Genomic DNA, 16,641 nt, shown 5'->3' with positions numbered 1-16,641 from the left:
CGCTTTTACACGAGTGATTTTTAATTATTTTACAGAGATAATCTCTACTTGCATTTCTCCACCTGGAGTTTGGATTGCTACCTTTTCGCCAATTTGCTTACCTAATAAGCTTTTTGCGATTGGAGAATCGTTAGAAATTCTTCCTTCAAATGGATCTGCTTCTGCGCTACCTACGATTGTGTAAGCTTCTTCATCTCCATCTGGTAGTTCTTTAAATGTTACTGTTTTACCTAATGTAACAACTGTAGATTCTTCACCGTTATCTGTGATGATAACTGCGTTACGAATCATGTTTTCTAATTGTGTAATACGTCCTTCTACGAACGCTTGCTCATCTTTCGCTGCATCATACTCAGAGTTCTCAGAAAGATCTCCGAAGCTACGTGCAATCTTAATGCGCTCTACAACTTCTTTACGTTTTACCGTTTTTAAATCCTCAAGTTCGTTCTCTAACTTTTGCTTACCCTCTTGCGTCATAGGGTATGTTTTTTCTGTTGCCATATTTTCCACTCCTTTTATATACCAATCCCCCGAAAAAAAGAGGAGTTCCATATGAAAACTCCCCCGCTTATATGTATAGCGGAGGTTTCTAGCACGCCTGTACTAGCGGAGTTGTCACATACAACCCCGTATTCCCAATTCTTCTTTATATAAAGAAGATATGTATGGAAAGTTGATATAAATATGCCCTCACCTATATATAGATGAGGTTGCATGTTTCATTGTATTCGATAGGAAGGGAAAAAATCCCTTCCTATCGTATATCTTTTACTATGCTATTACAAATTTACTTTTTGTTCAAGAATTGTTGCAATTTTTGTAACCATAATATCAATTGCAACGTGGTTTTGTCCACCTTCAGGGATAATAATATCCGCAAATTTCTTAGAAGGCTCAATAAATTGATTGTGCATTGGACGTACAACATTTACGTATTGATCAATAACTGAATCCATCGTACGACCACGTTCTTTAATATCACGCTGCATGCGGCGTAAAATACGAAGGTCAGCATCTGTATCAACGAATAACTTAATGTCCATTAACTCACAAAGACGCGGGTCTTCTAAAATAAGAATTCCTTCTAAAATGATTACATCTTTCGGCTCAACTGGAATAATTTCATCTGAACGCGTATGCAATGTATAGTCATATACAGGTTTATCTACTTGTTTATATGCAAGCAACTGCTGCAAATGTTCAATTAACAAATCATTATCAAACGCTAATGGATGATCATAATTTGTTTTTAAACGCTCTTCCATTGGTAAATGGCTTTGATCTTTGTAATAATAATCTTGCTCTAAGATTAAAATGGAATGACCTTTAAAATGGTCAAAAATCGCTTTCGTTACACTTGTCTTACCTGACCCTGAACCACCAGCAATTCCAATTACAACAGGCTTATTCGTCCCCATTCGACTATCACTCTTTCTTATTGAAGTATGCTTTTGCGCATCATATTATTCACATACACTGGCTGATCCACTTTGAATTTCACGATTTGCAACGGATGTCTCGCTGCATCTAATTCGTTTCCATCCTCATCCCAAATTTTCTCCACCGTTTGCGTAAAGTTTTCTATTTCTGGCCCAAAGAACTCCACTTCATGTCCTGGTTTGAAATGATTACGTTGCTCAATCGTTACGATGCCCGTTTCTTCATTATAATCTAACACTAAACCAGCGAAATCATACGTTGTTTTCTTACTATGATTTCCAAACATTTGCTCTTGATGTCCTGGAACCCCTTCAAAGAATGCAGGAGCTGTATCACGATTTGCACATTTATCAAGCTCATCTAACCATTCTTGTTTAAACTCAAAGTTATCAGGATCCGCACAATATGCATCAATTACTTTACGGTATACTGTCGCTACAGTCGCTACGTAATGGATTGATTTCATACGTCCTTCAACTTTTAAGCTATCAATTCCAATTTCAATCATTTTCGGAATTGATAAAATTAAATTTAAGTCTTTTGGACTCATTGCAAAGTGAGCATCTTCTTCTTGGAATAGAGGAAGCTCTTTTGCATCTTTATGTTGTGATACTGTTTGAACTAAATCATAGTCCCAGCGACAAGATTGACAACAACCACCACGGTTAGAGTCACGCGCTGTCATATGGTTACTTAGCGTACATCTTCCTGAATATGCGATACACATTGCACCATGGACGAATGCTTCAATTTCAATATCCACTTTTTCTTTAATCTCTTTCATTTCTTCATAGCTTGCTTCACGAGCTAATACAAGACGATGTAAACCTTCTTCTTTCCAATACTGTGCTGCTTTCCAGTTGGATAGTGATTGCTGTGTGCTTAAATGCACCTCAACAGAAGGCGCTACACGTTTACAAGTCTCAATAATAAGCGGATCAGCAACGATAATTCCCGTTACGCCAGCTTTTTCGATCCCTTTTAAATATTCCTCTAGCCCGTCCATATTTTCATTATGCGCAAAGATATTTGTTGTTACATATATTTTTGCTCCATATTTCTTTGCAAATTCCACACCTTCTGCCATTTCTTCCAGTGTAAAGTTACCTGCATTCGAACGAAGACCAAATTCTTGTCCACCTAAATATACAGCATCTGCCCCATAATGGATAGCTACTTTTAATTTTTCTAAGTTACCCGCAGGGATTAACAGTTCAGGTTTCTTCACAATAACGCGTTTGCCATCGATCACTCGTGAAATTTCTTGTACAGTCATTTCCTACACCCTCCTCGTTTAGTAAACCGTCTCTTTAAAGAAGAATCCTGTATCTAACGGACGATTTACTGGTTGCATTTCTTCTATCTCTTTATATAAATCGTCTTTCACGTCATAATACGCATCACGATCTTCTACACATAAATCAATTGCTTTACGATATTTCTTCGTTACCTCAATAATGTATGCAGAGCTTTTTAGTACACCATCAATTTTTAAGCTATCGACTTCAGCATCAATTAGCTCCTCTAACTCATCGATGAAACAAATATCATTTGGACTCATAATGTGAGTACCATTTTCATCTTCATAAATTGGGTATTTATTGTTACGCTCTGGGTCATATAAGAACATATTCTCTTCATATTTTTTCTTTTCGATGTCAAGATGACGTCCTTGATACTCAAAGTAGTTTCCTACTAACGAACGCTTCGATTGGAACATACAAGTCATACCGTGAATTTGCACTTCAAGTTCCACTTCAGCATTTTCTTTTAATTCAACAATTTCATCTAAGCTAAGCTCGCGAGCTAATACAGCACGTTTTGCCCCTCTTTGTCCCCAGTAGTTACAAGTAAACCAGTTTGTTGCTGTTGTTTCTGTATTCCAGTGCAATTGCATATTTGGCGCTACTTCGCGAACCGCCATTAATACTGCTGGATCTCCGAAAACAATTGCATCTACATGTACTTCATTTAAAAATGCAACATAATCTGTTAATTCTTCTACTTTATCGTTGTGGAACATAGCGTTCATTGCTACGTATACTTTTACACCATTTTCATGTGCAATCTTCACAGCTTGTTTCACATCTTCACGTGAAAATTCCCCTGCTAAACGTAAACCAAACTTTTGCTCACCGATCATTACCGCATCTGCTCCTGCTTTCGCAAGAGATTCGATATCCGCCACTGCTTTTGGCGTTACTAACAATTCAGGTTTCTTCATACCTTGGTCACCCTCTCTTTTTACTAACAGCTACTCCATCACCAATTGGGAAAATCGTTGTATCATATCCTTCATGGTTCATAAGCCATTCATTGTACGTCTTAATGCGACGGATTAAACCACGTGTACGTCTGTTTTCAATTTTCTCTTTCGTCGTTACAAGGCCATGGTACATAACATTATCTGAAATAATTACGCCACCAGGATTTAATAACGGTTCATATAAGTCAAAAAAGCGACGATATTGTCCTTTTGCTGCGTCAATAAAAATAACATCAAATGTTCCATGTTCTTCTACTTGCTCGCCTGTTTCTAACGCATCACCGTAAATAACGGAAATACGCTCTTTAACTGGTGAACGTTCTATATATTCAAGTGCTTTTTCATATCGATCGCGATTGCGCTCAACTGTCACAATGCGAGAATTTGGAATAGCTTGCATCATACGAATACTAGAATAGCCAATTGCTGTACCTAGCTCTAAAATGCTCTTCGGTCCAATTAAACGTAAAAATTGCAACATAAATTCCATTCCAAGTCGATCCATAATTGGCACATGATTTTCTTTCGCATAGTCTTCCATTTCAAGAATTAATTTATCTTTCGGATCAATAAATGATAATAGGTACTCGTTAACTGCATCCTCCATAATGGTCCTCCTTATTTACATGGAGAAGTGCCTCTATGACGTCTTTTCACACATAGAATGCAATAAAAATACAAGCCAGCTTTACCCTTAGCTTGTACGTCCCGTTTTGATATTAAAAACGATTCTTCTGCCAGTTTTTAACCCGATATATTTTACCACAAAAAAGAGGGATGTGCGACCTTTTTCGCTATCCCTCCCCATTTCACTGTTTTTTCGTAATATATTTTTGCTTTAGTGCATTATGCTCTTCCAATGTTTTCGCATAGTACACTTCACCAGTTGGTGCAGCTAAGAAATAATAATAATCTGTTTGCGCAGGCTCTAGCGCTGCTTCCACTGAATGTTTACCAGAGTTTGCAATCGGGCCCACCGGCAATCCTTTCACAACGTACGTATTGTACGGTGAGTTTATCTTTAAATCTTCGTATAATACACGTTGTTTATGCTTTCCAAGTGCGTACAATACCGTTGGATCCGTTTGCAGCGGCATACCTTTTGCTAAACGATTATAAAAGACACTAGAGATCTTTTGACGATCTGTAAAGCCTGTTGCCTCTTCTTCAATAAGTGAAGACAATGTTAAAAGCTGATGAACATCCCAGTTTTTCGCTTTCATTTTTGCTTCGTTTTGAACAATGATTGCATTCGTTTTCTCAAGCATTGGAATGACAATTTCTTCTAACGTCGTATCTTTTTTATAGAAAGAGTACGTCGCAGGATATAAATAACCTTCTAATGGATATTTAATATTGCTATCAAAGATTTTATCCGTTAACAACTTTGGATACTTTTGCTGCATTTTTTGAATAAATGCTTTATCGTTTAATTGACGTACAACATCATCTTTATTCCACTTTAATTCGTTTGCAACCGTTTCTGCAATTTCAGTTACTTGTGCCCCTTCTTTTACCGTCACTTTATAAAGAGCTGGACGATGTACATTACCAGATGACATTTGCTCAATAACATCTTTTGCACTCATTGAAGGATTTAATAAATATGTACCCGCTTGTAAATTTTTAGATTTAGCCTTTGTATAAAAACTAAAAACTGTACCGTTTTTCACAGCACCTTTTCCTTCTAAAATCTCACCAATTTTACTAGTAGATGATCCCTTTGGAATTTCTACTTCAATCTCTTTTTTATTCCCGCTATCAACCGGTCCTAATGCGGATGAAATATACGCATACACTGAACCACAAACTAAAAGCAGTGCAATTATCGAGAATAAAAAAATGCGTCTACGCTTCTTTTTCACTTGATTCTCTACCAAAACTCTTCCTCCTTATTCAATTGTAGGCCATATGTACATCTTTCTATACAACACGATGAAAAATCACAATACATTTACCTATCATTTTTGACAGATACTTTATTTTCTACAATCCGTCTCATTATACTACAAAGGATTGCGCCGTTTCGACAAAAAATCTTTCATTTTACATATAAAAAAGGCGGACGATATACCGTCCACCTTTTCAGTACTTATTATTCAGCTTCTTGCTCATCAGCTAGAGTGTTAAACATTTCTTGTACCATTTCCCACTCTTCTTCAGATTCGATTGGAAGTAAAGTTCCGCCCTCTTCTTCATTTTGCTCATAAGCCATTGCATCATAAATTTGGTCTCCATCTTCGTCTACTTCACCGATTGGAGAGAAGACTACGTATGATTTTTTGCCAAATTTTTCAGCGTCAAAAGTGAAAATAATTTCACATAAATGTTCGTTACCTTTTTCGTCTACAATTGTAATTTGATTTTCTTCCATTTTGGTCACCTCTTATTTACTATCTAAAAATCCTTGTAAGATTACGACTGCAGCCATCTTATCAATTACTTGCTTTCGCTTCTTACGGCTTACATCGGCTGAAATGAGTAGACGTTCCGCTGCCATCGTTGACAAACGCTCGTCCCACATTACAACGTCTAATTGTAACAGCTCTCGTAGGTTTTCTGCAAATTGTTGGCATGCTTCACCACGCGGGCCAATTGTACCATTCATATTTTTAGGTAAACCTACTACTATCTTGTCCACATCATACTGTTTTACTAACTCAGAAATGCGGTCAAAACCAAATTGACCTCGTTCTTCATTAATCTTGATGGTTTCAAGCCCTTGTGCTGTCCAGCCCATTTCGTCACTAATTGCAACTCCGACTGTTTTTGTACCTACATCTAAACCTAATATCCGCATAAATTACTCCTCACGATGATGTTTCAAGTAAGACTTCACAAGCTCTTCAATTAATTCATCACGTTCAAGCTTGCGAATGATGCTTCGCGCATCTTTATGGCGAGGTATGTATGCTGGGTCTCCACTTAATAAGTAACCGACGATTTGGTTAATCGGATTATAGCCTTTTTCTTGAAGTGCATCATACACAGTTAAAAGTACATCATTTACATGGACACTCTGTTTTTCATCTTGAATGCTAAACTTCATTGTTTTATCAAAACCGTCCATTTCAAGCACCTCACTTATATAGTAAGTATAGGGAGAAGAACTTCTCCTCTCCCTACCATTGTACACTACTATCTCTTTATTTTGAAACAGATTTAACGTACTCTTGTACAAATGCTAAAGCTTCCTCAACTTGCGCTGGGTTTTTACCGCCCGCTTGTGCCATATCAGGACGGCCACCACCGCCACCGCCACAACGAGAAGCTACTTCTTTCACAAGTTTACCAGCATGGTACCCTTGGCTAATTAAATCTTTCGTTACGCCAGCTAAGATGTTTACTTTGTCATCATTTACAGACGCTAATACGACAACTGCAGATTCTAATTTATTTTTCAGGTCATCCATCATCGTACGTAAGTTGTTCATATCTGCAACATTTACTTTTGCCGCTAATACGTTTACGCCATCAACTGTCATTACTGAATCAGTTAAGTTTCCAGCTTCAATATTACTTAATTTTGCTGCAAGAGATTCGTTTTCTTTTTGAAGTTGTTTTACTTCAGCAAATAAACCATCTACTCTTGTTAAAATGTCTTTTGGATTTGTTTTCATTTTTCCAGCTGCTTCTTTTAATAAACCTACTTGATCGTTCATTAATTCATAAGCAGACTTACCAGTTACTGCTTCAATACGACGAGTTCCTGCACCGATACCAGACTCAGCAACGATTTTGAAAATACCGATAGAAGCTGTGTTATCAACGTGACAACCACCGCAAAGCTCTAAGCTATAGTCGCCAACTTGTACAACGCGTACAACATCACCGTATTTTTCACCGAATAATGCCATTGCGCCCATTTCTTTTGCTTCTTCGATTGCTTTTTGAGAAATCTCAACATCAATACTTTCCCAAATTTTCTCGTTTACGATACGCTCAATTTTTTCTAATTCGTCAGCTTGTACTTGACCAAAGTGAGAGAAGTCAAAGCGTAAACGTTCAGAAGTTACAAGAGAACCTGCTTGGTTAACGTGCGTTCCAAGTACGTCTTTTAACGCTTGGTGTAGTAAGTGAGTTGCTGTATGGTTCTTCACAACGCTACTACGGTTTTTCGTATCGATAATAGCTTTTACAGCCGCATCTTTCGTTAATGTACCTTCTTCAACTACAACTTTGTGCAAGTTTTGGCCGTTTGGTGCTTTTTGTACGTCTTTTACAAGAACTTTCACGCCGTCAGCAAGAAGGTAACCACGGTCTGCAATTTGTCCGCCGCTCTCAGCATAGAATGGTGTTACATCAAGCATTAATTGTCCTTCTTCACCTGCTTGCAAGCTGTCTGCGTATTCACCGTTTTTCACAAGTGCAACAACGTTACTTTCTGTTGCAACCGTACCGTAACCAACGAACTCGCTCGCTACTTTCACTTCTCCAAGGACACCGCCTTGAACTTGCATAGAATCAACGTCTTGACGAGCAGCACGTGCGCGCTCACGTTGTTTTTCCATTTCATTTTCAAAGCCTTCATGATCAACTGTCATACCAGCTTCTTCTGCATATTCTTCTGTTAATTCAATTGGGAAACCGTATGTGTCATATAGACGGAACGCATCTACTCCAGAAATAACAGTTGTTTTTTCTTCTTTCGCTTTTGCAATAACTTCAGCTAAAATTGCTTCACCATCATGAAGTGTTTCGTGGAAACGCTCTTCTTCATTTTTCACAACTTTTGCGATGAAATCTTTCTTTTCAAGTACTTCTGGATAGAAGTCTTTCATTACTTCTCCAACAACCGGTACTAATTCAAACATGAACGGACGGTTAATGTTTAATTTCTTAGAGTAACGAACAGCACGGCGTAATAAACGACGTAACACATAACCACGGCCTTCGTTAGATGGAAGAGCACCGTCACCAACAGCGAATGTTACTGTACGGATATGGTCAGCGATTACTTTAAACGCCATATCTTTTTCTAAATCACCATTACGATATTTCTCGCCAGAGATTGTTTCTGTTGCACCAATCATTGGCATGAATAAGTCTGTGTCAAAGTTTGTAGGCACATCTTGAACGATAGATGTCATACGCTCTAGACCCATCCCTGTATCGATGTTTTTCTTAGGAAGTGGTGTATATGAACCATCTGGATTATGGTTAAATTGAGAGAATACAAGGTTCCATACTTCTAAGTAACGCTCGTTTTCTCCGCCTGGGTATAATTCTGGGTCACTAAAGTCATTACCGTAAGCTTCTCCGCGGTCATAGAAAATCTCTGTATTCGGTCCACTTGGTCCTTCACCGATGTCCCAGAAGTTTTCTTCTAAGCGGATGATACGCTCTTTTGGAACACCCATTTTCTCATTCCAAATTGTGAATGCTTCTTCATCTTCTGGATGGATTGTAACGGATAGTAATTCTTTATCGAATCCGATCCATTTGTCGCTCGTTAAGAATTCCCAAGCCCAAGTAATTGCTTCTTCTTTGAAGTAATCACCGATTGAGAAGTTTCCTAACATTTCAAAGAATGTATGGTGACGAGCTGTTTTCCCTACGTTTTCAATATCGTTTGTACGAATTGATTTTTGAGCATTTGTAATACGTGGATTTTGCGGGATTACACGTCCATCAAAATATTTTTTTAATGTTGCTACACCACTATTAATCCATAAAAGAGATGGATCCTCATGTGGAACTAGTGATGCACTAGGTTCTACTGCATGTCCTTTTTCTTGGAAAAAGTCTAAAAACATTTGACGAATTTGTGCGCCTGTTAGTTGTTTCATTGTATTTTCCTCCTTAAATATAAAAAACTCCCGCCCCTATAAAAGGGACGAGAGTTAACTCGCGATACCACCCTAATTATGAATTGATTACTATATGAATCAATTCATCACCTCATGGTGCCGTAACGTGGCAAAACGGCAGTGATTAGCTGCTCTCAGGATTAGCTTTCTGTTACCCTTCATTTAAAGCTTCTTTCAGCCATATGGAAGCTTCTCTCTATAAATGGACTGTAACGTACTTGTTCCGTCATTGATTTAATGTATTATATGACTAAATATAATAGAATTCTCTTAAGTTTGTCAATGTAGATAATCATTTATATTATATCAATTACTTATTAATCATAGCTATTCTACTATTCATTCTTAACAGCCTTTTCATATATTATGCATGTATTACTAAATTGTACTACTCCCGCGCACTTTTCCGAATATTTCATTTTTGTTATAATTAAATTATCAATAATAAAGGAGCGATTATAGTGACAACCTTATTGAACAAAGCTAAAAATATGTTAAAGACTGATGAAACAATATTGTTTTACGTAGCCTGTTCACTAGATATATTTATTTATCGTTCCGTCGCAAGGCCAGGCCTGTTAATTTTAACGGACAAACGGCTCTTCTTCTATGGACCAGATGTAAGTAAGAACCCATTATTTGAAGAGTACGCTTTCGCGAAAATTTCAAATTTAAAAGAGCAAAAGCGGCTTTTCAGCAATCAAATTGTATTTATGTACGATAATGAATGGAAAAAAATAAAACATATTCAAACAAATGATGTAAGCTCTCTCATTCAAAAAATAAACGAGCAACTCTCTAAATAATGATAGCCCTCTACTTTTATAAGTAGAGGGCCTTCCTATTACATATCTTCTTTTTTCCAAAGAGGCCTTACATGAACGATCACTGTACGAATGACCGCTAAAACAGGAACTGATATTAATAATCCTATAATTCCTGCCACTTCTCCCCCAACTAGTAGTGCAAGCATAATAATGACAGGATGCATGCGAAGCGACTTACCAACTATATAAGGGGATAAAATGTTACTTTCTACGAATTGCAAAATAGCAATCGTAATCCCCGCTTTAATGAGTAAACTTGTTGATACCGTTGCCGCAATCATTAATGTCGGAATCGCCCCTAAAATAGGGCCAAAGTACGGTATTATATCCGTCACCCCAATAATAATCCCGAGTAACAATGGATATTTCATACCGATAAACCAAAAGGAAAGTGCAGATACGCCCCCTAATACTAAGCAAACAAATAATTGTCCTCGAATATAACTTCCAAGTGATTTATCAATTTCTTTCGCCAACATTTGCCCCGTACTACGCCACTTACTCGGAACTAGTTTCCAAAAGATATGATAAAACTCGCCGTAATCTTTTAATATGTAAAATACAATGAACGGAATTAAGAAAATAATGAGTAACGAATCCAGTACACCGCGAGCTGTGCTCATCACTTTATTTAAAAGTGCTTGTATCTTCGTCTCTACTCCAACAAAAATTTGTTTCACCTTTTCATGAATAAATGACGGGAAGTTCGCTGTTTGTTCTGTAACACCATCCATCCAAGAATCATACATTTTTGTAAACTGTGGGAATTGTTCATTGATTTCTTGTAATTGCTTAATCACAACCGGCGTTCCTTTATAAATCCCATAACCAATTCCACCAAAGAAAAGGATGTAAATGAGCAAAATAGCGAGTGTGCGCGGCATCCCTTCCTTATGAATTTTTTCGATTAAAGGATGCAATAAATACGCAATAAAACATGCAATAAGAAACGGTGTAATGGCCACTTTAAACACAAAAATAATCGGTGCCCATAGCGGCTTAATTTTTAAAAAGACGAGCAAACAAAGAAAGACAAGTAACAATAATCCTAAACGGTATATCCAAATGATTTTAAGATTCTTCACACGAAAAACCTCCTCCACCTTTATTGTGAAAATAAATAGGGTAGGTTATGTGCAAAAGTTTTAAAATCTTTTCGTGCAGACCATACTGTTTTATAAAGACGCACATATACATACATAACAAGGACAACCACCCCTGAGAACGCAACTTGAAACAATTTAATCAGGAGGGCTCATAATGGTTTTATTTATGCTCGTATTATCAGCACTTTTTATGATTCTTGAATGGATTTGTATCGGGTTTGGTATTTGGAAAGGTTTCTTTATTCGTTCCTCACGAAAAGAAAGAGCGAAGCATTTATTTCATTACGGAATGCTTGGCGTTGGATGTTACGGCCTATCTTATCTCTTCTCTGAAATTGGACTTTTATATTTGCATACAAATGCATAAAAAAACTCCCTTGTTGATGAAGGGAGTTTTTTACGCTTATAAATAAGATTTAATCATCTTACGTGCTTTTTTCATATTGCGTTTTGAAAATACATCTTGTTTGCGAGCATATTGATATGCTGCCGCTCCAACACCTAATGCGATTAATGAATTGCGTAGATTCAAAGTAAATCCCCCTTTTCCTTATCCGATTGTTCTTTCATTCTCATCAAATAAATCATCAAGAGAGCTTAACGAACCATCTTCTTCTACTTGATGCGTATGGATTTTCCCCTTTGAAACCGATAATTCGATATAACAATTCCAGCAATAAAATTGGTTGACACCTATTTTTCCAATGTCTTTCCCTTTGCAATTTGGACAAATAAACATATGGCGTTCATCTCCTTACAGTCTCCCGGATTCTATTCGCCATTATGTCCAAACTACATTCATTTATACATTGCTAGAGCCTTTCAACGTTATACGTTTGAAAGTTTCACTATATAATTTCACCTTGTTACATGAAATCATACGGTGAAATGTTTTCCACGTCCATTTCTTCGCCATTAACTGTTACCATCTGTACTTCTCCTTGTGATTCCTGCAAGCGATTAGCTAAAGTCGTTTGACGCATTGCATCATCAAGGCGATTTACACCAGACTGGAAAGCGGCTTCCTCCCCGCAAATAATAAGGAACTTCTTACTTCTTGTAATACCAGTATAAATTAAATTACGACGTAACATACGATTATAACTTTTTACTATCGGCATAATCACAATCGGAAACTCACTGCCTTGTGATTTATGAATCGAACAGCAATAGGCATGTGTAATTTGATTTAAATCTGGTTTTGTATATGTTACCTCAATTCCATCAAATGAAACGATGATCATATCTTGTTGCTCAACGTTTTCTTTCGCATAAAACACCGAAACAATTTCTCCGATATCACCATTAAACACTTGGCTCTCAGGCTGATTCACGAGTTGCAAGACTTTATCGCCTCTTCGATATACAACATCACCGTAAGCAATTTCTTTACTTTTTTCCCTTTTCGGATTAAACACTTCTTGCAACGCTTCGTTTAGTACATTAATACCGGCCGGGCCACGATACATCGGGGCCAATACTTGTACATCTCTTGCGCTAAACCCTTTTGTCTTAGCATTTTCACAAACCTTTTTAACAACCTCAACAATTTGAGCTCCTGTACAGCCGATAAATGAACGATCTTTTTGATTTTGCGCTAAATCTGGAGGGAGTGTTCCATTTTTTATCGCATGGGCAAGTTGAATAACTGATGAGCCTTCCGCCTGACGATAAATTTCAGTAAGCTTTACTGTTGGAACTGCACCTGCATTCAATAAATCTTTCAGCACTTGTCCAGGTCCTACAGATGGCAATTGATCTTCATCTCCTACAACGATAACTTGAATGTTCGTGGGCAATGACTTAAATAGCTGATTTGCAAGCCAAATATCAACCATTGAGAATTCATCAATAATGAGCAATTTCCCTTGTACCGGATCCGTTTCATTACGCTGGAAAGACCCTTCTGGCGTCCAGCCAAGTAAACGGTGAATTGTACAAGCTGGAAGACCTGTTGATTCACTCATTCGCTTCGCTGCTCTTCCTGTTGGGGCCGTTAATAATATCGGAAATGGATTATCATCACTGTATTCATTCGGATTTAACGATAACCCGTGAAGTGAAGCATACATCTCAACAATTCCTTTAATAACTGTTGTTTTCCCTGTTCCTGGTCCACCTGTTAATAACATCATCGGTTTATGAAGTGCCGTTTGAATCGCTTCTTGCTGAAACGGTGCATATTGTACGTTCAGTTGTTCTTCAATTTCACCTAATGTTTTTAACACTTCTGCTTCTGGAAATGAAGGTGTTTCTTCTTGATTCATAAGCCTGCGAATAGACTTTACAACACCTTTTTCAGAGTAGAACAGCGTCGCTAAATACACTCGCTCTTCTTCTATGATGACTTTCCCTTCACTTTGCATCATTTCAATACAGCCTACAACGTCTTCCTCAGCCACTCTTCCTTCTTGATTGTTTAAAAGTGACATCGTTTCTCTTACAAGTTGATCTTTCCTCATATAAACGTGACCAAGTTGCAGTGAAACATTCTCTAACGTGTAAAAACATCCTGCGCGTACACGGTCGTCGTGATTACCCGATATCCCTAACGCACGCCCTATATCATCCGCTCTTCCAAAACCAATCCCGTCCACTTCTTCGATAAGTTGGTACGGGTTATTACGAATCACTTCTAATGTCATCTCTTTATATTGCTGGTAAATTTTAATAGAAAGTTTCGTTCCAAAACCGTAGCCATTTAAAAAGCTCATTACTTTCTCTAATCCTTGATGTTCAACAATTGTCTCATATATTTCCTGAGCCTTTTGTTTATTAACAACACCATTTAATGCCTCAGGGTCATCCATAATTTTAGAAATAGCATGTTCTCCGAGATGATCTACAATTTTTTCAGCTGTACGCTTTCCTATTCCTTTAAATAAATCACTCGCTAAATATTGCACCATACCGGCTTTTGTTTGTGGCAATTCTTTCTTAAATGTTTCAACCATATATTGTTTTCCATACTTCGGATGGTCTTTAAAATGACCTGTCAATGTAAACACTTCATCTTCGTGCATGCGGGGAAAATGACCGTTTATCATCACTTTTTTTTCGTCGTACGTTTCATTCGTTTCAATGACTTTCATACTGACAACGGAATAGAGGTTTTCTTCGTTGTGGAAAATGGTATGAAGAACTTGCGCTTTTATAAACTTTTTCTCTTCCTCAAACAAATCCATTGCATGTTGATTTCCCATCTTTCCTCTCCTTTCCGGTTTCGTTTCACTTTAATGAGCAGTACATCCCCCACCTATTTAGATGAGGGATAACTACCCATTAAACTACATTTTTCTTATTCAGCTTCTTGCTCTAATAAACGAACACCATTACCAGCTAAAAAGTGATCTGGTTGAATTTCAGTTGCTTTCTTAAATAAAGCAAGAGCTTTCTCGTTATTTTCTTCAAATACGTAGGCAACGCCTAAATTATAATACGCATCTGCATGCTCTTCATCCATTTCTAATACCTTTTCAAAGTAAGGTTTCGCCTCTTGAATATGTTCTAGTCGCGCAAGACAAAGTCCGCACTGGAACACAGCTTCTACATCGTTTTCATCTAATTCTGTTGCTCTTTGTAAAAACGGCAGTGCAAGACGATCATTTCCAAGTTGCACATGTGTAATACCTAGCATAAATGTTACATCAGCTGATTGTAATCCAGCTTGCATCGCTTGCTCAAATACAGCTTTAGCCTCTGCAAATTGCTCTTGACCGTAATATACATTTCCTAATCCATAATATGCAGCCGCTGATTTATCATCCAACTCTAATGCACGTTTATAAAATAAAATTGCTCTCTCACTGTCACCTAGTACATCTAATAAATTTGCAAAATTAATATATCCAAGCGCATCTTTCGGATTTTCTTCGATTGCTTCTGTGAAATTTTTAGCAGCTTCTTCCCAGTTTCCTTCTTGCATATATTGAATACCTGTTTCAAGTTTATTTGACATGTCCTTCACCTCTACAACAAATTATAACAAAGAATGTATTTTCCAAGCGAACGAAAATTCTCCTTATGTAAAAGAAACCTCTAACCGCGAATCGGCAGAGGCTTCTCGTTTTATCCTAAATAATCCAATTTCTTACCGCTACGGTACACTTCATCAATTGTGGCACCGCCTAAACACTCATCTCCATCATAGAAAACAACTGCTTGTCCTGGTGTAATTGCACGAATTGGCTCGTCACAAAGAATACGAACTGTATTTTCATCAACGATTTGAACCGTTACTTTATTGTCTTCTTGACGATAACGGAATTTCGCTGTGCACTTAAATTCTTTTTCTTTCGCTTCATTACTTACCCAGCCAACATTCGTAGCAATAACTTCATCGCCATATAGAAGTTCATTATGGAATCCTTGATCAACATATAAAATGTTTTCTTTCAAGTTTTTCCCAACAGCAAACCACGGATCACCGTTACCACCAATACCAAGGCCATGACGTTGTCCAATTGTGTAGTACATTAAACCGTCATGCTTTCCTTTCACTTCGCCAGATAATGTTTGCATCACACCTGGTTGCGCTGGTAAATAGTTACTTAAGAAATCTTTAAAGTTACGCTCACCAATGAAGCAAATACCTGTACTATCTTTCTTCGCCGCTGTTGCTAAACCAGCTTCTTTCGCCATTTCACGAATTTGTGGTTTCTTCAGTTCACCAAGCGGGAACATTGTTTTTGATAATTGCTCTTGGCTTAATTGATTTAAGAAATACGTTTGGTCTTTATTGTCATCAACGCCGCGAAGCATTTTATATTCGCCGTCCATATAAGCAACGCGTGCATAATGGCCTGTTGCTACATAATCAGCACCAAGCGCAATGGCATGCTCTAAAAATGCTTTAAATTTAATTTCTTTGTTACACATTACATCTGGGTTTGGTGTACGACCAGCTCGGTACTCATCTAAGAAGTACGTAAATACTTTATCCCAGTATTGTTTTTCAAAGTTTACTGCATAATACGGAATACCAATTTGGTTACACACTTCAATTACATCATTGTAATCTTCTGTTGCTGTGCAGACACCATTCTCATCTGTATCATCCCAGTTTTTCATAAAAATTCCGATTACATCATAACCTTGCTCTTTTAATAAAAGAGCCGCTACAGATGAATCGACGCCACCGGACATCCCAATGACAACGCGTGTTTCGTGAGGTAGTTTGTTCATCTTGTCAC

The 16,641-nt window shown here is 37.5% G+C and carries 18 protein-coding genes and 1 other annotated feature; of the genes, 2 read left to right on the top strand and 16 right to left on the bottom strand.

The annotated features are described in order from the left end of the window. Positions 1-24: 24 nt before the first annotated feature. From greA to alaS, 10 genes are all read right to left on the bottom strand, one after another. Positions 25-501, bottom strand: a complete 477-nt coding sequence (greA, locus tag ACTFRS_RS13595) for a transcription elongation factor GreA (protein WP_000179963.1) — start codon at positions 499-501, stop codon at positions 25-27. Positions 502-779: 278 nt separating this feature from the next. Next, positions 780-1,418, bottom strand: a complete 639-nt coding sequence (gene udk / locus ACTFRS_RS13590; RefSeq protein WP_074601505.1) for a uridine kinase — start codon at positions 1,416-1,418, stop codon at positions 780-782. Between the two features lie 17 nt (positions 1,419-1,435). Next, positions 1,436-2,716, bottom strand: a complete 1,281-nt coding sequence (locus ACTFRS_RS13585; protein WP_000217969.1) for a peptidase U32 family protein — start codon at positions 2,714-2,716, stop codon at positions 1,436-1,438. Positions 2,717-2,734: 18 nt separating this feature from the next. Next, complete coding sequence (locus ACTFRS_RS13580) at positions 2,735-3,664, bottom strand: peptidase U32 family protein (protein ID WP_029439987.1); 930 nt, start codon at positions 3,662-3,664, stop codon at positions 2,735-2,737. Between the two features lie 7 nt (positions 3,665-3,671). Beyond that, the gene (locus ACTFRS_RS13575; RefSeq protein WP_000389090.1) at positions 3,672-4,313 is read right to left on the bottom strand and encodes an O-methyltransferase; all 642 of its coding nucleotides are present in this window, start codon (positions 4,311-4,313) and stop codon (positions 3,672-3,674) included. A 202-nt stretch (positions 4,314-4,515) separates the two neighbouring features. After that, entirely contained in the window at positions 4,516-5,586 is a 1,071-nt protein-coding gene (gene mltG, locus ACTFRS_RS13570; protein WP_000230089.1) for an endolytic transglycosylase MltG, read from the bottom strand. A gap of 215 nt (positions 5,587-5,801) precedes the next feature. Further along, positions 5,802-6,080: a DUF1292 domain-containing protein gene (locus ACTFRS_RS13565; RefSeq protein ID WP_000392247.1), complete on the bottom strand. Its 279-nt coding sequence runs from the start codon at positions 6,078-6,080 to the stop codon at positions 5,802-5,804. A gap of 12 nt (positions 6,081-6,092) precedes the next feature. Then, positions 6,093-6,506: a Holliday junction resolvase RuvX gene (ruvX, locus tag ACTFRS_RS13560; RefSeq protein WP_001221197.1), complete on the bottom strand. Its 414-nt coding sequence runs from the start codon at positions 6,504-6,506 to the stop codon at positions 6,093-6,095. Positions 6,507-6,509: 3 nt separating this feature from the next. Next, positions 6,510-6,776 (bottom strand): IreB family regulatory phosphoprotein, encoded by a 267-nt coding sequence (locus ACTFRS_RS13555; RefSeq protein WP_000348590.1) that lies wholly within the window; start codon positions 6,774-6,776, stop codon positions 6,510-6,512. Positions 6,777-6,852: 76 nt separating this feature from the next. Continuing rightward, on the bottom strand, positions 6,853-9,495 hold the full coding sequence (gene alaS / locus ACTFRS_RS13550) for an alanine--tRNA ligase (RefSeq protein ID WP_139866564.1): 2,643 nt from the start codon (positions 9,493-9,495) through the stop codon (positions 6,853-6,855). A 40-nt stretch (positions 9,496-9,535) separates the two neighbouring features. Beyond that, positions 9,536-9,755 (bottom strand) — a binding site (T-box leader). Between the two features lie 222 nt (positions 9,756-9,977). Between alaS and ACTFRS_RS13545 the strand changes: the two genes are divergently transcribed. Next, the gene (locus ACTFRS_RS13545; RefSeq protein WP_139866562.1) at positions 9,978-10,322 is read left to right on the top strand and encodes a PH domain-containing protein; all 345 of its coding nucleotides are present in this window, start codon (positions 9,978-9,980) and stop codon (positions 10,320-10,322) included. A gap of 38 nt (positions 10,323-10,360) precedes the next feature. Here ACTFRS_RS13545 and ACTFRS_RS13540 read toward each other — a convergent pair whose 3' ends face one another. Beyond that, positions 10,361-11,428: an AI-2E family transporter gene (locus ACTFRS_RS13540; protein WP_440024831.1), complete on the bottom strand. Its 1,068-nt coding sequence runs from the start codon at positions 11,426-11,428 to the stop codon at positions 10,361-10,363. Between the two features lie 175 nt (positions 11,429-11,603). On the opposite strand from ACTFRS_RS13540, the gene ACTFRS_RS13535 reads away from it, so the two are divergent. Next, the gene (locus tag ACTFRS_RS13535) at positions 11,604-11,816 is read left to right on the top strand and encodes a hypothetical protein (protein WP_000242550.1); all 213 of its coding nucleotides are present in this window, start codon (positions 11,604-11,606) and stop codon (positions 11,814-11,816) included. 36 nt (positions 11,817-11,852) lie between these two features. Here the strand turns inward: ACTFRS_RS13535 and ACTFRS_RS13530 are convergent, their stop codons facing one another. The 5 genes from ACTFRS_RS13530 to mnmA form a co-directional block, all read right to left on the bottom strand. After that, the gene (locus ACTFRS_RS13530; protein ID WP_001053553.1) at positions 11,853-11,981 is read right to left on the bottom strand and encodes a YrzQ family protein; all 129 of its coding nucleotides are present in this window, start codon (positions 11,979-11,981) and stop codon (positions 11,853-11,855) included. 18 nt (positions 11,982-11,999) lie between these two features. After that, complete coding sequence (locus ACTFRS_RS13525) at positions 12,000-12,188, bottom strand: hypothetical protein (RefSeq protein WP_000469281.1); 189 nt, start codon at positions 12,186-12,188, stop codon at positions 12,000-12,002. A 127-nt stretch (positions 12,189-12,315) separates the two neighbouring features. Continuing rightward, a complete protein-coding gene (gene recD2 / locus ACTFRS_RS13520) occupies positions 12,316-14,652 on the bottom strand; it encodes an SF1B family DNA helicase RecD2 (RefSeq protein WP_087954231.1) in 2,337 nt (778 codons plus the stop codon). Between the two features lie 95 nt (positions 14,653-14,747). Continuing rightward, entirely contained in the window at positions 14,748-15,407 is a 660-nt protein-coding gene (locus ACTFRS_RS13515; RefSeq protein ID WP_440024832.1) for a tetratricopeptide repeat protein, read from the bottom strand. A 110-nt stretch (positions 15,408-15,517) separates the two neighbouring features. Next, on the bottom strand, positions 15,518-16,633 hold the full coding sequence (gene mnmA / locus ACTFRS_RS13510) for a tRNA 2-thiouridine(34) synthase MnmA (RefSeq protein ID WP_001038006.1): 1,116 nt from the start codon (positions 16,631-16,633) through the stop codon (positions 15,518-15,520). Between the last annotated feature and the right edge of the window lie 8 nt (positions 16,634-16,641).

It is taken from the genome of Bacillus cereus group sp. MYBK139-1 (assembly GCF_051916915.1).
Lineage (GTDB): Bacteria > Bacillota > Bacilli > Bacillales > Bacillaceae_G > Bacillus_A > Bacillus_A pacificus.
This window is presented reverse-complemented; position numbering and strand designations above follow the sequence as displayed.

Excerpts from the sequence above, each read along its gene's own strand:
- greA (WP_000179963.1), bottom strand. The coding sequence starts at position 501 with ATGGCAACAGAAAAAACATACCCTATGACGCAAGAGGGTAAGCAAAAG.
- udk (WP_074601505.1), bottom strand. The coding sequence starts at position 1,418 with ATGGGGACGAATAAGCCTGTTGTAATTGGAATTGCTGGTGGTTCAGGG.
- ACTFRS_RS13585 (WP_000217969.1), bottom strand. The coding sequence starts at position 2,716 with ATGACTGTACAAGAAATTTCACGAGTGATCGATGGCAAACGCGTTATT.
- ACTFRS_RS13580 (WP_029439987.1), bottom strand. The coding sequence starts at position 3,664 with ATGAAGAAACCTGAATTGTTAGTAACGCCAAAAGCAGTGGCGGATATC.
- ACTFRS_RS13575 (WP_000389090.1), bottom strand. The coding sequence starts at position 4,313 with ATGGAGGATGCAGTTAACGAGTACCTATTATCATTTATTGATCCGAAA.
- ACTFRS_RS13565 (WP_000392247.1), bottom strand. The coding sequence starts at position 6,080 with ATGGAAGAAAATCAAATTACAATTGTAGACGAAAAAGGTAACGAACAT.
- ruvX (WP_001221197.1), bottom strand. The coding sequence starts at position 6,506 with ATGCGGATATTAGGTTTAGATGTAGGTACAAAAACAGTCGGAGTTGCA.
- ACTFRS_RS13555 (WP_000348590.1), bottom strand. The coding sequence starts at position 6,776 with ATGGACGGTTTTGATAAAACAATGAAGTTTAGCATTCAAGATGAAAAA.
- alaS (WP_139866564.1), bottom strand. The coding sequence starts at position 9,495 with ATGAAACAACTAACAGGCGCACAAATTCGTCAAATGTTTTTAGACTTT.
- ACTFRS_RS13535 (WP_000242550.1), top strand. The coding sequence starts at position 11,604 with ATGGTTTTATTTATGCTCGTATTATCAGCACTTTTTATGATTCTTGAA.
- ACTFRS_RS13525 (WP_000469281.1), bottom strand. The coding sequence starts at position 12,188 with ATGTTTATTTGTCCAAATTGCAAAGGGAAAGACATTGGAAAAATAGGT.
- recD2 (WP_087954231.1), bottom strand. The coding sequence starts at position 14,652 with ATGGGAAATCAACATGCAATGGATTTGTTTGAGGAAGAGAAAAAGTTT.
- ACTFRS_RS13515 (WP_440024832.1), bottom strand. The coding sequence starts at position 15,407 with ATGTCAAATAAACTTGAAACAGGTATTCAATATATGCAAGAAGGAAAC.
- mnmA (WP_001038006.1), bottom strand. The coding sequence starts at position 16,633 with ATGAACAAACTACCTCACGAAACACGCGTTGTCATTGGGATGTCCGGT.